Origin of the sequence: Chitinimonas sp. JJ19 (assembly GCF_036961565.1) — a bacterium.
Classification (GTDB): Bacteria; Pseudomonadota; Gammaproteobacteria; order Burkholderiales; family Chitinimonadaceae; genus Chitinimonas.
Genome location: NZ_JBAMDD010000002.1, coordinates 382052 through 396291, shown reverse-complemented (window position 1 = coordinate 396291; position 14240 = coordinate 382052). Strand labels below are relative to the sequence as shown.

Here is a 14240-nt window from a genome sequence, read left to right as displayed (position 1 = left end):
GGCGTTCAGCTTCTTGGTATCAGCAGGGCACGGGCGCCCTCGGTCAACATCAGGTCGGCCACCTGCCGTCCCAGGCCCTGGGCGGCGGCACGGCTGCCATTGGATTCAGCACGGAGGATCTCGCTGCCATCGGGTCTAGCCACGAAGCCCCGCATGCGCAGGAAGTGCTCATCCACGATCTCGGCATAGCCACCCAGCGGGGTTTCGCAGGAACCATCCAGCCGCAGGCTCATGGCCCGCTCGGCGGTGACGCAGTCGGCGGTTTCGGCATGGTTGAGCGGCGCCAGCAGGGCCTGCAGGTCAGTGCGATCTGCGCATATCTCGATGCCCAGGGCGCCCTGGCCGGGTGCGGGCAGGCTCTCGTCGGTGCTCAAGAGGGCACGGATACGGTCGCCCAAACCCAGGCGCTTGAGCCCGGCGGCGGCCAGGATGATGGCGTCGTAGTCGCCCGCATCGAGCTTGCCCAGGCGGGTCTGCACATTGCCGCGCAGCGGCTTGACCAGCAGCTCGGGGTAGCGTGCCCGTATCTGTGCCTCGCGCCGCAGGCTGGAGGTGCCGACCACGGCGCCGGCGGGCAGGGCGGCCAGACTGTCGTAGCGCGTGGAGACAAAGGCATCGCGCGGGTCTTCCCGCTCGGTGATGGCGGCGATGGCAAATCCATCGGGCAGGCGCATGGGCACGTCCTTCATGGAGTGCACGGCAATATCGGCGCGGCCTTCCTGCAAGGCGGTTTCCAGTTCCTTCACGAACAGGCCCTTGCCACCTATCTTGTTCAGCGTCACATCCAGTATGCGGTCGCCCTGAGTGGTCATACCCAGCAATTCAACCGTCAGTCCGGGGTAGAGGGCTTCCAGCCGGGCGGCAATGTGGCGAGCCTGCCACAGGGCGAGGGCGGATTCACGGGTGGCAATGACTAGGCGATCGGGGACAGACACAGCGTAAAGTCTCGCAGGGATTTGATTTGCGGGAATTCTAGCACGCGCGCCGCCGCAGGCTTGGCAGGACGGCGTTGTGGTTTTTCCGCATAGCTGGCGATGGGGTGGCCGGGCTGTGCTATCGACCCATCCCCCCCACCTGCTGCGCCAGATAGGTGGCGTAGTTGTCGGTCATGCCGCCGATGAAATCCAGCACCCGCATATAGCTCTCGTACAAGGGCCATTCCTTGTTCGGCGCGTTGTATTCCATCAGATCCAGGATGCGCTTGTTGCGGAAGCTCAGCTTGTCCGGCTCGGTGCGCAATTGGTAGGCGGCGCCGCAGAAGGCTTCCAGCAGGATATCGAGGCAGGTGAAGCTGCCGACTTCGATCTCGACCTTGCGGCGGTTGTTGAAGATGCGGTCGCGCGCCAGTTGCTTGGCATCACGGATGCCGTGGCGGACAAAGTCGGGGCAGGCTGCGATCAGGTCGCCCTCGTATGCGCCCCGCAGCATGGATTCGTGGTGGCGCAGAAAGGCGGCGGTGACTTCGCGCACGCAGCGGTCTACCGCCTTGGAGCGCAGCAGCGACATCTTGCGCCGCACTGATGGCGCACCGGCCACTTCCAGCGCCAGCAGGTCGTCATCGATGCCGGCCAGTCGTATCAGCATGGGGGCGATGGTCTCGAACGGCAGCATGCCTATCTCCACCCCGTCTTCCAGATCCAGAATGGCGTAGCAGATGTCGTCGGCGGCTTCCATCAGGTAGCTGAGCGGATGGCGGCAATATACCCCCGAGCCCTTGGTGATCAGCCCCAGTTCGCTGGCAACTTCGTCCAGCAGGGCCTTTTCGGCTTGGTAGCAGCTGAATTTTTCCTTGAAGCCGGCGTGTTCGCTGGTCCAGGGGTATTTGAGGGTGGCGCCCAGCGTGGCGTAGGTCAGCCGCATGCCGCCGTCGAAGCGGTGGTTCTCCAGCTGGGTTACCACCCGGAAGCCTTGCGCGTTGCCCTCGAAGGTCTGCACATCGCGACGTTCGTCAGCGCTCAGATTCTGCAGCATATAGGCGTTGGATGACTGTCGGAACCAGTCACGTATGGCGTATTCACCCGCATGGCCAAACGGCGGGTTGCCGATGTCGTGGGCCAGGCAGGCCGCCTGCACGATGGCGCCCAGGTCGTAGGGAATGATGTGGGCAGGCAGTTTGTCGCCCAGCGCCTGACCTACCATGATGCCCAGGGAGCGGCCCACGCAGCCGACCTCGATGCTATGGGTCAGGCGGGTATGCACATGATCGTTCTCGGTCATCGGATGCACCTGGGTCTTGCGGCCCAGGCGGCGGAATGGCGACGAGAAGGCGATGCGGTCGTGATCCTTGTGGAAGTCGGAACGGCCTATGGCCGGGCCGGTCTCCGGTAGGCGGCGCGGTGCGCCGAGACGGTCGGCCGACAGCAATTGCAGCCAGTTCATTTGCGACATGGTACGAACCCCGGTGCTTCTAGGCGAAAGAATCGCACCTTAGCGGTTTTGGCGCAGCGCCGCCATGCACAGCTGCCGCAAGCTGCTCTGGTGGCACGGCCAGGATGGGTGCAGGCGGGCCGCGCCGCTGCCCGGGGTAGGCTAGATCACCAGCGCCCGCGCGATCAGCGCCTCCTTCGCTACCGAGGCGCCCAGGGTGCCGAAGCTGTCGCCCCAGTCGCCTTCCAGCCGCGATGCCACAAAGGCCTGGGCCACGAAATCGGGCGCGTGTTGTAGCAACAGGCTGGCCTGCACGGCCAGCACCAGTTGCTGGGTCAACCGGCGGGCGCGGGTTTCCAGCCCGGCGGTATCGGCAAATTGGGCCTGCAGGCGCGCCACGTAGCGGTCGTAGCCGGGGTGGCGGCCCAGAGCCGGCGCCAGCTCGGCCTGCAGGACTTCGACAGTGCGTGGGCTTTTGCCTATGGCGCGCAGCACATCCAGGCACATGATGTTGCCCGAGCCCTCCCAGATGGAGTTCACCGGCATCTCGCGGTAGATGCGGGCATGCACTCCTTCCTCGACATAACCATTGCCGCCCATCACTTCCATGGCCTCGGCCGCCAACTCCGGCCCGCGCTTGCACACCCAATACTTGGCCGCAGGGGTCAGCAGCCGGCGCAGCAGGGTTTCGGCTTCATCGTCCTGGGCATCGAATGCTCTGGCCATGCGCAGGCTCAGGGTGATGGCGGCCTCGGTCTCCAGTGCCAGATCGGCCAGTACGTTCTGCATCAGCGGCTGTTGCGCCAGCAGTTGGCCAAAGGCGCTGCGGTGGCGGCTGTGGTGAATGGCCTGCGAGACGGCCTGGCGCATCATGCCGGCAGTGCCCAGCACGCAGTCGAGCCGGGTATAGGTGCCCATCTCCAGTATGGTGGGCACACCTCGCCCCGCTTCGCCTAATAGCAGGCCATAGGCTGCGTGGAATTCCACTTCGCTGGAGGCATTGGATTTGTTGCCCAGCTTGTCCTTGAGCCGCTGTACCAGTACCGGGTTCTTGCTGCCATCAGGGCGCCAGCGCGGCACAAAAAAGCAGCTCAGGCCCTCTGGCGCTTGCGCCAGTACCAGGTGGGCGTCGCATTGTGGCGCCGAGAAGAACCACTTGTGGCCGGTCAGGGCGTGGCTGCCGTCAGTCTGGGGCTGGGCTACCGTGGTGTTGGCGCGCACGTCCGAGCCGCCTTGTTTTTCGGTCATGCCCATGCCGATGAGGCCACCGCGCTTTTGCGGCAGGGGCAGGTCGCGGGCGTCGTATTCACGGCGGTACAGGGTGGGCAGCCATTCGTGCGCCAGTTGCGCATGCTTGGCAAGGGCGGGGATGGCGCCGTAGGTCATGGTGGTGGGGCAAAGCGTGCCGGCCTCGACCTGGGCCTGCAGCAGATAGCCGGCGGCGCGCGCCACATGGACACCCTGGCGCGGCTGTGCCCAGGGGGCGCTATGAAAGCCACGTGCCGCTATGCCTTGCATCAAGGTGTGCCAGGCTGGATGAAATTCGATCTGGTCCCGCCTGTGGCCCTTGGCATCGAAGGCGCGCAACTGCGGTGTATGCTGGTTGGCCAGGCGCCCCAGTTCCAGACTGTCGGCACGCCCCAGTTCGGCGCCGGTGGCATTCAGTTCGCCTACCGCCCAGGCAGCACCTTCGCGCTGTACGCCCTCCTGCAGAGCGGTATCACTCTGGTAAAGATTGTAGTCGGCAAGGACGGGGGATTGGTTCAGGACTTCGTGGGTGGGCCAGTGCATGGTTGTCTCCTGTTATGCCATGGAGACTAGCCATTCATGTCAATTCAAGCAACTGCTCGAATTTGCCGCATGCAGCCCGGCGAGGCGCGTCTTGTACCTGACCCTTTCTGCGTATCGACAGCGAAAGACTCCGTGCCTGTCATGCACTTGAGTCGCTGCCAGGCGGAAGCTTGCCCCACAATGATAATGAGCGTCAGTGAGGGGGCGGGGAGCTATCAAGAGAGAGCCGGCTGCGTGCACAACAGGCAGTATCCGGGTAGGGTAAGCTCGTACAACCGTGCTGCAGGGGTTTTGTTAGCAAGGTAGAACGTATTTATATAGCCAGGGCTTTCGCACTTGAATGCCATACGGCGCAGTAGTCTGCAGCTTGATCTTGAGGCATTGTGCGATGTGACGTCTACTTGTTAATAATGTTAGGGGGTAAAATGAAGACGTATCTAGCGCTACAGAAGAAAATATGTGAGAAATATGATTCTGCTTTCATGCCACTAGGTGATCATGAAATGATTGCCCTTGCTTTGCAGACAGTCGGGATGAATCCTGTTCATGGCATACGCATGCGGCAGGTTGAGCAGGGTGATGTTGGTTGGTTCCTCTATTGCGGCGAATACTCAAGCGCGGACGATTTTTACAAGCCTATGCATGCTGAGCATTTGATACGGATTTTGCCAATAGTATGTCAATACCTGGCGTTGGCACCTGGTTATCGGTTTATTATTGATGCGCAAGGTTATGAAGATGTTTGGTACGATGATACTGTTCTGTAGTTCAGCTAAAGCAAGCCAGGCTGACAGTGGTGCGCTGAATATGGCAGATGGCACAGGCTGCCTTACCCTTCTGACGTTGTTGCGCAGACGTACCTGCCCATGTACTGTTTGCCTTGTGCCTAGAGGGCATGGCAATGCTGTGTCTGGGTGGCCGCGCTTAGTGCAGGTAATTGGGATGATTCGGGTCCATTCACCGCCAGCGACCAGAGGCTGAATGTCGGGACGCTTGCCCGACAATTACATGGTCAAGTGTACCATTGCTCAGATGGGGTTGAAGCAGCTCTGCCAGGATTTTCTGGTCTTCAACGCAGCCGGTATGTTCAAAAAGTAATTCGAGTCCTTGCCTTACTGCGTCAATATTCATTTGGTGTTGATGTGCCAGAATTGCTTTAAGCAGATCACTTTTGATTTTTTGATTGTCTTGATAGGCAGCCTCTTCTGTGATGAATTCACGTTCATAGTGTAAATTCATTCTTTGGATGAATTGCTGGAAGGCGTTGTGCGTTTGGAACATGCAAATCTCTACGATCTTGCCTTGATTTAGCGGTGCCTATCGCTGATGTTACACCCTTGCTGCAGATTGGGCGCCGCTACTCGCGGGCTGCAAAAACGCACTCGCGTTAGCCCTGCAAGGAGAGGGCTGATGCGTTATGGGACCAGATGCCGTGCTGGCCCTGTCGCACACAGCCTCGGCTTGGTTGGCGGAGGCGCCGCTCACCCCTACCTTGCAGCCTGTTGCGGCTCACCTTCTTACTCAGTGCTCGCCGGTTTCAGTGTCTCCAGCACGAAGTAGCCTTCGTAGCGGATGGGGCCGTCGAACCAGATGCAGAAGGCCTTCATGGCTTGTGAGAGTGATTCGACGGTCATCAGTGGTCCACCACTCTTCAGCATGACTACGTCGCCTACTTTGATATTTGCCATTTGCTACTCCCTGGGCGTGATATGCGGCGCATGTTTTGCACTGCCATGACAATGGTATGCCAAATTGCATGATAGGTAAAAAATCGATTGCGTGTGGTGATAGGGGGATGCCGCGTGATGGGTGATCTCCCCACTCATGCATCCTTGCAGCTAAAAGAAAAGCGCCCTCCGAAGAGGGCGCTACGTGAGTGGCCTGCGGGCGCGAGGTTTACTGCTGGCGCCTGAGCAGTTTGCTGAAGCTGGATACCTCGCCTGGCTGGTAGGTCAGGCCAAATGCCTGGGCCTGGTTGTTGGTGTAGCGCAGGTAGATGAGTTGATTGCTACCTGCCCACCATGCGTCGTTGGCGTGCTCTGCCGGGACGGTAGAGAGCGCGTAGTCTGGCCGCAGGTAGTAGGTGCCAGCCAGCAGGTTCAGCTTGATGCTGCCATCGTCTGCGACCTGTGCGCGGGCCTGTGGGTCGAGTGTGTTAATCACGCTTTCCAGGGCGGTGAATTCGACAATGGCGGGGTAGATGATCTTGCAGTCGCCACTCGCATCACCGTAGCGTACCCAGCCTGCGGCTGTGGTGGTAAAGCCTGGGGCGTTGCAGGCCAAGGTATCCCAGCCTGGGCGGCCGGCGTAATGCTGGTTGCCCAGTTCCAGCATCAGCAGGCCGGTCTTGCCTATGGTGGCTTTGCCTTGGCCCTGGGTGAGGCGGTTGGCGAAGTCGGCATAGTCGATCAGGCCGGCTGCGTAGGTCACGATAAAGCCGCGATGGGCAACGTCGTACATGCCATCTGGCCGCCAGGTGATGCCATCTGCCTTGGCCATGTCGATATGGACGCGGCCCACCGGGACTACTGTGTAGCGTTCGAGGTTGTGGGCCAGCGTGACCACACCGGTGCTGCTGATGGGGTTGCTGTAGGCCAGGCCCAGGCTGCTGATGTAGTCCTGCATATCGTTGCCGACGTGGCGCAGATTGCGTGTGCTGATGCCCTGCAGTTGCGGGCTGTGCAGTTGCAGCATCAGGGTGCTGGTTGGCGCAGCTTGCACCCTGGCATCACCCAGCAGGCCTTCGGTGCCCGTGCCGGAGCCAAGGTAGGCAGCAGTCAGTAGGCCCTGGCCGTTCAGCACAACAGACTCGCCGGTATAGACGATGCCATCCGGCAGGTAAGGTGTGCTGGATGCGGTTTGCTGCCTGGCCGGGGTGGCTGGGTTGGAGGCAGGCAGTCTGGCGGAGCCGGTGCGCACCGTCAGGGTTTGTTGGCCCGGTACGCCACTCACGGTCAGGCGGCTGCCCGAGTCGGCGGCCACAGGCTGGCTACCGGCGGCGATACCGGTGCTACCGGATATCGGTACGTTGATCTGCACGTCGCCACCGGTGACGACCAAGGCGCTGGTCTGGCCACCGCCAGGTAGATTGACAGGCTGTACGGCAAACACGGTGCCTAAGCTGCCGGGTGTCAGTGTGACGGGTTCGCTGCCTCTGCTGGCCTCGAACCTGACGGACTGGCCACCCGCGCTGCTGCCCAGCAACTGCAGCGTGGAGCCGGCAACCTGCTGGGGGGTACCCAGTATGGTGACTGTGGTATTGCCGCCGGTGTTGACCACAGGGGCGTTGCTGCCTAGCGAAGTAATGGTGGTACTGGCGCCGCTGCTGTTGGCTGTCACCAGTATCAGGCCGTTGGCGGCCCCCAGGGGCTGGCCCGCCCTTGCCGAGGTGAAGGTAGCGCTGCCGCTGTTGACCGACAGCACGGGCTGGCTACCGCCGCCGGTGGTGGGCACGTTGACCACGCCCAACTGGGTGCCACCGCTGCCGCTGACGGTGATGGTGCCGGTATTGGGCAACTGCACATTGCCGGTAATCACGGTGCTGCTGCCGGTACTGCCCAGCGTGATGGTGGAACCCGTACCGCCGTTGTCGGTGATAAAGATGGTTTGGTCCGGCGCCAGGGTTGCTGATCCGCCACCCGTGGGCAGGGTGTCGCTATTGCTGCTGGCGGCTGCGGTGGTGAGTGTGGCGGTGGCGGCGGCCGCTACCGGGTTCCCCGCTGCGTCTTCGGCCACCAGATACAGGGTGTAGCCGGTGCTGGCGGTCAGGTTGCTGAGGGTAAAGGTGGCGGTGCTGCCGGCAGGCATGACACTGCTGCTGGCAGCGGCCACCGCCACGGCGCCATAGTTGACGCCAGCCTTGACCTGGTTGACGGTGGGAGCGGTGGCGCCATTGTGCACTGCTATCCAGTAACCACGGGCCTTCTCGTTAGACGATGCCGACAGGATGCCGCCGGTATCGGTGGGGCTGCTGCTGGCTACGCTGCTGAGTGTCGGTGCCGTGGTATCGAGTACATGGGTGGCACCGGCCTCGGTGACCAGGCCTGCGGCATAGGTGTTGCCCGCCAAATCTGCCAGGGTGGCTGGGGGCGTGACCTTGATATGGGCATTGGCGGCAGTATTGGGGATGTAGCTGGTTGTGCCGGTCAGGTTGATGCTTGCCAGGGTAAGAGTCACTTCGTTACCGGAGGCCAGGGCGACCGACGCGACATCGTAAGCCGGAGTGCCGCCATTGGCGGTGACGGCCCAGGCGCTACCGCTGCCCAGGGTTGCGGCATCCAGGTTTTCGCTGAAGGTCAGCACTACCTTGTGCGGGTCGGCCTGGTTGTTGACGACGATATTGGCCGCCGGCAGGGTGGGGGCCACGGTTTCAACCAGCACGGCGGCCGTGCTGCCCACGCTGTTGAGTGTGAGTGTGGCGTTGACTGACGTACCGCTCTGTATGGTGCCGCCATTTAGCGTCAGCGCGCCGACGGTGATGCCGTTGGCGTCTGTTTGACCTGCCAGCACGGTGTAACGGAACAAATTGGTGGTAGCGGTGGGCGAGGAGATGTAGTTGGCCTGTACGGTGGTGGCTCCGATGGTCAGGGCGATCTGCGGAGTGCCTGTGACGGTGACGTTCTGGTCCCAGGTAACGGTGAAGTCCAGTTGCCTGCCTACGCCATAGCTGGCGTTGGCAGGCACGGCCACACTGGTGACGGCGGGGCCGGCTGCCGGGGTGACGCTGTTGGAGGCGGTTGAGGCCGATCCGGTGCCAGCGGAGTTGCTGGCGGTCACCGTGAAGGTATAGGCCACGCCATTGGTCAGGCCGGTGACGTCTATCGGGCTACTGGCGCCGGTGCCGGTGATGCCGCCAGGGTTGGAGGTGACGGTGTAGCCGGTGATGCTGGCACCACCGGTAAACGCGGGTGCGCTGAAGCTGACGGAGGCGACGGTATCGCCAGCGGTTGCCGTCGCGCTGGTTGGCGCACCGGGTGCCACAGCAGCGACAGTGAAGGAGCGGCTGACCTGACTGGCCGGCAGGTAGCTGGCATTGCCAGCTTCATCGGCATTGATGGTACAGGTGCCGGTGGTGACAAAGGTCAGGGCTCCGCCACTGGTGATGGTGCAGACGCCCGTGGTGCTGGAGGTGAAGGTTGGCGTCAGGCCGGAATCGCTGGTAGCGGTCAGCGTGGGTGTCGTGCCGAAATTCTGGGCGCCAGGATTAGCAAAGGTAATGATCTGGGCGGCTTTGGGGGTGGCTGAGTTCGAGGCTGCCGAGGCTGCGCCTGTACCGGCCGAATTATCGGCAGTGACCGTGAAGGTATAAGCTACCCCGTTGGTCAGGCCGGTCACGACGACAGGGCTAGTGGCGTTGGTGCCTGTTGCGCCGCCAGGGCTGGCGGTGGCGGTGTAGCCGGTGATGGCAGCACCACCGGTGGATGCTGGGGCGCTGAAAGCCACGGAGACCTGGGTATCGCCCGCCGTGGCCGTGCCTATGGTGGGGGCACCCGGTACGATGGCGTTGACAGTGAAAGTGCGCGATACCGTGGTGGCGGCATTAAAGAAGGCATTGCCCGCTTCGTCGGCATCTATGGTGCAACTGCCGGCCGTGACAAAAGTCAGGGCTCCGCCGCTGGTGATCGTGCAGACACCGGTAGTGGAAGAGCTGAACGTTGGTGTCAGGCCCGAGGTGGCGGTGGCAGACAGGGTAGGCGAGGTGCCGAAGTTCTGTGCGCCTGGGTTGGTAAAGGTGATGGTCTGGTTGGCCTTGGGGGTAACCGAGTTGGATGCTGTCGAGGCAGAACCTGTGCCGATGGCATTGGTGGCCGTCACCGTAAAGGTATAGGCCGTACCGTTGCTGAGGCCGGTAACGGTGATCATGCAGGCAGTGGGGCCGGCGCAGTTGCCGGTGGCACCGCCAGGGTTGGCGGTGGCGGTGTAGCTGGTGATGGCGGAGCCGCCGTTGGAGGCCGGTGCGGTGTAGGTGACAGTGGCTTGCGTGTCGCCCGCCGTGGCCACGACGCTGGTGGGGGCACCTGGGGCGGTAGGCGGAGTGATGTTGTCGAGTATGACATTGTCGATGGCGATGGCGAAAGTGCCGCCGCCTTGCTTGGTGATCTCGACGTAGGTGACGCCCTGCAGCTCTGCGTTGCTGAAGGTTTCCGCCTCGGCAGCGGTCCCGCCATCGAGTGACTTGTTGACACTACCCTTGTTGGTGGTGAGCGTGACATTGAAGCTGCCACCATCGATATCGAACCAGGTCAACCCATCCAGATCGAAGACCGCGCCACCGGCCACCGTCAAGGTCAGCTTGGTGGTGTTGGGGGTATTGAAGGGGTCGTTGGTTATTAGGGCATTCCCCGAGAGGTTGGCGATGCCACCCAGGACATTGTTTTGATCATCGACATCGATCACATCACCGGTCGGCGTGATGGTCAGCGTGTCGCTGCCTACCGTATCGGTTGCGCTAGCCGTGTCGCTCTGGACATTGGTGAAAGGGAAAGTGACCTGCGCCGCCATGGCGGGTAGTGCCAGCATGCCGAGCAACAGCATGGTGCAGAGTACTGCAAGGTGTTGCCAAGGCCGCTTGTGCCTACCGTGGGAATCTAGCCTTGATAGGCTTGCGATTTGTGCCATGACGACTTTCCTTGCAATAAACCAGCACGAGGAGCGGCTGCCCCTCGACTAATTGGGCGATAGTGGGTATTTCACAGTGTTGCAGTTCAGACCGTACTTTCCATCCTTCAAATGGAGGATGGAGGGGCGGTAAAACTGGGTTTTAAGCAGCGTTTCAGCTGAAATTGACTTGATAGAGATGCCCATCCTGCAGATTTCCGGCCGCATGCTGTGGTGTGACCAGCACACCTTCCAGGCGGCCTAGGGCGGGGTGCTCGAGGATATAAAGACCTTGAGGGATCAGTGGTGTGAGTGGTCCCAGGAAGGACAGCAGGAAAGGCACGCGCGGGCTGAGTTGCGGTACGTGCCAGGCGGGCTTCTCCACGGCGGTGAGCAGTTGCAGGGTAAGGGTGTTGCCGTCGCTGTCCTCCAGAGACCAGTGCTGGTTGACCGTGGGGGCGAAATCGGCGTGACTGAGTTTGTCCAACATAGAAGTGTGCCTGCGGTAGATGCGCGCCCGGCTCGTGGCAGAAGCAGGGCGCGCGGTGCATCAGGGGCGGCTGGGGAAAATACCGCTGGTGGCGATGATGTAGTTCAGTGTGACGAAAGGTTGGATGGTAGGCACGGTGACTGGCACGCTTACCGAAATCGGCAAGGCTTGACCGCCACCGGCATTGGCATTGGCCACCGTACCCCCGCCGGCAGGCACGCTGACCGAGAAGGGCTTGAGCGTGGTATTGGCGGCTGCCGAGCTATAGACCTTGGCGGGAGTATTACCGGTCAGACCCTTGCCTAATACCAGGGTATTGCCTGGGGTGTTGTTGTCGCCATTGTTGGTGGCATCCACCGGTATGGCGATATCCACATTGCTGCTGCCACCGCCTGGGGTGAAGGTGGCGGTATGGGTATGCGCAGGCAGGTTGTTGAGGCCGATGGTGACACTGCCCGCGCCAGTGGCGGCCACGGTGGCGCTGGCAGCGCCGCCAACCTGCCCTACGGCTGTCATGCTCTGGGTACCCATGGGCACCCTGTTGCGCAGGTCTGGCAAGGCGAAGTTGGTGGTGCCGTTGCCGCCATAGGTCACGCCCAGCAATGCAAATAGGGCCTGGTTCTGGTTGATGCCGACCAGCGTGCCGTCGCACAATGCCCAGCCTTGCGGCACCCAGGGCATGGGCCACAGAATGATTTGACCGAGTATGGGATCCATCTTTCCTCCATCTAATAGTTTGTTGCGGGTGGGAAACGGGAAGTGGGTGTAAGGGACTTGCGCCATGGCCTGGGCGCGGCACGGCAGCGATTGAGGCTGGCGGCGCCGGTATCAGGCATGGCGGCGGGCAAGGCGATGGAGGCGTGTGTGCGGTGAACGCGGGTGTTCGCAGAACCGACAGGTATGCATGACCTTCCTCCCAGACTTGGCGACTCTACCGGTGGTGAGTCGATCTTTTTCCGCACAGCGAGCAGGGTGTGCGGTTTTGCGGGCTGATGCGCTGGCAGCGTGTGCCTAGGCTATCCCCCTATCTTCATAGTGCAGGTCCGTATGGATGGCAAGGCGGCCGGCTTTATATATAGAGGAGTTGCCCTGAGGGTATGGTCGAACGAGGCGGGGTTGCTGCCTGCATGGTGGTGCGCAGCAAATGGGCTGCCAAGCAGACGTTGACAGGTCTATTCTTCAATCTCAGTTCAGGGATTGCCGGGAGCGGGGAGGGGAGATGGACAGGCGTCGGTTTCTGGCCTGGGCTGCCTGCGCGGCCCCAGGCCTGATGGCGGTGGCTGAGCCGTTGCGGCCCGTGGTCATGGCCACGGGCGAGTGGCCGCCCTATACCTCGGCCTCGTTACCGGGCAATGGCTTGCTATGCGATCTGGTCGAACAGGCCATGGTCAGGGCGGGGGCAAGGCCGGTGTGGCGCTTTGTCAGCTGGCCCATGGTGGAGAAACTGGTGCTGGAGGGGCAGGCGCTGGCGGGGCTGCCCTATGTGCGTACGCAAGAGCGGGCTCAGCGTTTTGATTACAGCGTGCCCTTGCACTCGGACCGCACCATGCTGTTCTATCGCGTGGGCTCGCATGCCCAGCAACTGCACCCCAAATCGCTGGCAGAGCTGTCGCGCTACAAAGTGGCCGGGCCGCGTGGCTATTGGTGGGAGGCAGAGCTGAACCGCATGGGCGCCGAGCTGCTGTATACCTCGGACGAAGCGGCGGCTTTCAAGGTGCTGGCTGCCGGCCGGGTGGATTTTGTGCCACAGGATGAGTTGGTGGGCTTGTCGGTTATCGCGGCGACTTTGCCGGGTAGGGTGCAGGAATTCGGCGCCATGCCGCTGCCTGTACCACAGGCCAATGAGCAATTGCATCTGATCCTGTCTCGGCGCTATCCACAGGCGGCTGAGTGGCGCCTACGCCTCGACAAGGCACTCACCGAGGTGCTGGCGGAAGGACAGTTGGACAAGGCGATTGCGGCTTATAAGGCCAGCCAGCAGGCAGCGCCCTAGCGGTGGTCATGTCTATCGCGCTCGGGGCCTGTTCAAGGGCTTATCGCCAGGTTGTTTGCCGCCTTGCCGGATGCAGGGCAAGGCGTTCAGGCGTCCAGGGCGCGCAGGTGCTTGCGTACCGAGAAGATTGCCCCGGTCAGGCTGAGTGCCATGACCACGGCCAAGGCCATCAGCAGGTCATGCCACTGGGGCAAGCTCAGCTTGAACTGCTCGCCATACAGCGCTGCCAATTGGTCTACCGGGGTTGCCAGACGCCCCAGGCTGATGGCCACCAGCCCCAAGCCCACCAGGCCACCCAGCAAGCCTTGCAAAGCAGCGAAATACAGGAAGGGGCGGCGGATAAAGCTGTCGGTGGCGCCAATCAGCTTGCTGACCTCGATTTCCTCGCGGCGCGTCAGTATTTGCATCCGTATCAGGTTGGCGGTTACCAGCAGCAGGCCTGCGCCAAACAGGGCAGCAATGGTCACCGTGGCTTCGCGGCCCAGGTTGATGAACGAGGCCAGCCGGCGTGCCCATTCCGAATCCATTTGCACATGCTCTACCGCCGGGTCGGCCTTCAGCCGGTTGGACAAGGCCTCCTGCGTGGCTGGGTTGCCGTCCTTGAGCGTCAGGCTGAAGGCGTCGGGCAGGGGGTTGTCACCCAGGCCAGCCAGCAGCTCGGCCATGCCGCTGGATTGTTCCAGGTCACGCAGGGCCTGCTGCTTGCTGATATGGCGTACCTCGGCCACTGCGGGCTCCTGGCCTAGCAGGGCCTTGATGCGATTGATATCAGCCTGGCTGGCGGTGGTTTGCAGAAACACGCTGGCCTCCGGCTCGGTAGGCAGGCGGCCGGCGAGCTGGCTGAGGTTGCCCACCAGGGTGTACAGCCCCAATGGCAGGGCGACGGCGATACCGATCACCAGCAGGTTGAGGCTGGAGGCCAGCGGGCTGGTGGCGAACAGGCGCAGGGTGGAGCCCAGCGCCAGACGGTGCAGATTGAGCCAGTGCTTCATGCTGGGTGTT

The 14240-nt window shown here is 62.1% G+C and carries 11 protein-coding genes; 2 read left to right on the top strand and 9 right to left on the bottom strand.

Features of this window, described 5'->3' with window-relative positions; translation table 11 throughout:
• Window positions 1-5: 5 nt before the first annotated feature.
• The 3 genes from hemC to V7714_RS04240 all read right to left on the bottom strand — a co-directional run bounded on the left by hemC (window position 6) and on the right by V7714_RS04240 (window position 4158).
• Window positions 6-935: a hydroxymethylbilane synthase gene (gene hemC / locus V7714_RS04250; protein ID WP_335708587.1), complete on the bottom strand. Its 930-nt coding sequence runs from the start codon at window positions 933-935 to the stop codon at window positions 6-8.
• Window positions 936-1053: 118 nt separating this feature from the next.
• Entirely contained in the window at window positions 1054-2388 is a 1335-nt protein-coding gene (locus V7714_RS04245; RefSeq protein ID WP_335708586.1) for a deoxyguanosinetriphosphate triphosphohydrolase, read from the bottom strand.
• A gap of 141 nt (window positions 2389-2529) precedes the next feature.
• A complete protein-coding gene (locus V7714_RS04240; RefSeq protein ID WP_335708585.1) occupies window positions 2530-4158 on the bottom strand; it encodes an isovaleryl-CoA dehydrogenase in 1629 nt (542 codons plus the stop codon).
• Window positions 4159-4583: 425 nt separating this feature from the next.
• Between V7714_RS04240 and V7714_RS04235 the strand changes: the two genes are divergently transcribed.
• Entirely contained in the window at window positions 4584-4925 is a 342-nt protein-coding gene (locus V7714_RS04235; protein ID WP_335708584.1) for an immunity protein Imm33 domain-containing protein, read from the top strand.
• Window positions 4926-5115: 190 nt separating this feature from the next.
• Here V7714_RS04235 and V7714_RS04230 read toward each other — a convergent pair whose 3' ends face one another.
• From V7714_RS04230 to V7714_RS04210, 5 genes are all read right to left on the bottom strand, one after another.
• Window positions 5116-5439, bottom strand: a complete 324-nt coding sequence (locus V7714_RS04230) for a hypothetical protein (RefSeq protein WP_335708583.1) — start codon at window positions 5437-5439, stop codon at window positions 5116-5118.
• Between the two features lie 236 nt (window positions 5440-5675).
• On the bottom strand, window positions 5676-5846 hold the full coding sequence (locus tag V7714_RS04225; RefSeq protein ID WP_335708582.1) for a YodC family protein: 171 nt from the start codon (window positions 5844-5846) through the stop codon (window positions 5676-5678).
• Between the two features lie 208 nt (window positions 5847-6054).
• A complete protein-coding gene (locus V7714_RS04220) occupies window positions 6055-10692 on the bottom strand; it encodes a beta strand repeat-containing protein (protein WP_335708581.1) in 4638 nt (1545 codons plus the stop codon).
• A 238-nt stretch (window positions 10693-10930) separates the two neighbouring features.
• Entirely contained in the window at window positions 10931-11245 is a 315-nt protein-coding gene (locus V7714_RS04215) for a DUF6916 family protein (protein WP_335708580.1), read from the bottom strand.
• A 60-nt stretch (window positions 11246-11305) separates the two neighbouring features.
• Window positions 11306-11962 (bottom strand): phage tail protein, encoded by a 657-nt coding sequence (locus tag V7714_RS04210; RefSeq protein ID WP_335708579.1) that lies wholly within the window; start codon window positions 11960-11962, stop codon window positions 11306-11308.
• 502 nt (window positions 11963-12464) lie between these two features.
• Here V7714_RS04210 and V7714_RS04205 point away from each other — a divergent pair.
• A complete protein-coding gene (locus tag V7714_RS04205) occupies window positions 12465-13238 on the top strand; it encodes a substrate-binding periplasmic protein (protein WP_335708578.1) in 774 nt (257 codons plus the stop codon).
• Between the two features lie 86 nt (window positions 13239-13324).
• On the opposite strand, the gene ftsX is transcribed toward V7714_RS04205, so the two are convergent.
• A complete protein-coding gene (gene ftsX / locus V7714_RS04200; RefSeq protein WP_335708577.1) occupies window positions 13325-14230 on the bottom strand; it encodes a permease-like cell division protein FtsX in 906 nt (301 codons plus the stop codon).
• Window positions 14231-14240 lie beyond the last annotated feature (10 nt).

What these genes read in the sequence shown, in the direction of transcription:
- V7714_RS04235 (WP_335708584.1), top strand. Translation starts at nt 4,584, where the DNA reads ATGAAGACGTATCTAGCGCTACAGAAGAAAATATGTGAGAAATATGAT.
- V7714_RS04215 (WP_335708580.1), bottom strand. Translation starts at nt 11,245, where the DNA reads ATGTTGGACAAACTCAGTCACGCCGATTTCGCCCCCACGGTCAACCAG.
- ftsX (WP_335708577.1), bottom strand. Translation starts at nt 14,230, where the DNA reads ATGAAGCACTGGCTCAATCTGCACCGTCTGGCGCTGGGCTCCACCCTG.
- V7714_RS04225 (WP_335708582.1), bottom strand. Translation starts at nt 5,846, where the DNA reads ATGGCAAATATCAAAGTAGGCGACGTAGTCATGCTGAAGAGTGGTGGA.
- V7714_RS04245 (WP_335708586.1), bottom strand. Translation starts at nt 2,388, where the DNA reads ATGTCGCAAATGAACTGGCTGCAATTGCTGTCGGCCGACCGTCTCGGC.
- V7714_RS04220 (WP_335708581.1), bottom strand. Translation starts at nt 10,692, where the DNA reads ATGCTGTTGCTCGGCATGCTGGCACTACCCGCCATGGCGGCGCAGGTC.
- V7714_RS04205 (WP_335708578.1), top strand. Translation starts at nt 12,465, where the DNA reads ATGGACAGGCGTCGGTTTCTGGCCTGGGCTGCCTGCGCGGCCCCAGGC.
- V7714_RS04210 (WP_335708579.1), bottom strand. Translation starts at nt 11,962, where the DNA reads ATGGATCCCATACTCGGTCAAATCATTCTGTGGCCCATGCCCTGGGTG.
- V7714_RS04230 (WP_335708583.1), bottom strand. Translation starts at nt 5,439, where the DNA reads ATGTTCCAAACGCACAACGCCTTCCAGCAATTCATCCAAAGAATGAAT.
- V7714_RS04240 (WP_335708585.1), bottom strand. Translation starts at nt 4,158, where the DNA reads ATGCACTGGCCCACCCACGAAGTCCTGAACCAATCCCCCGTCCTTGCC.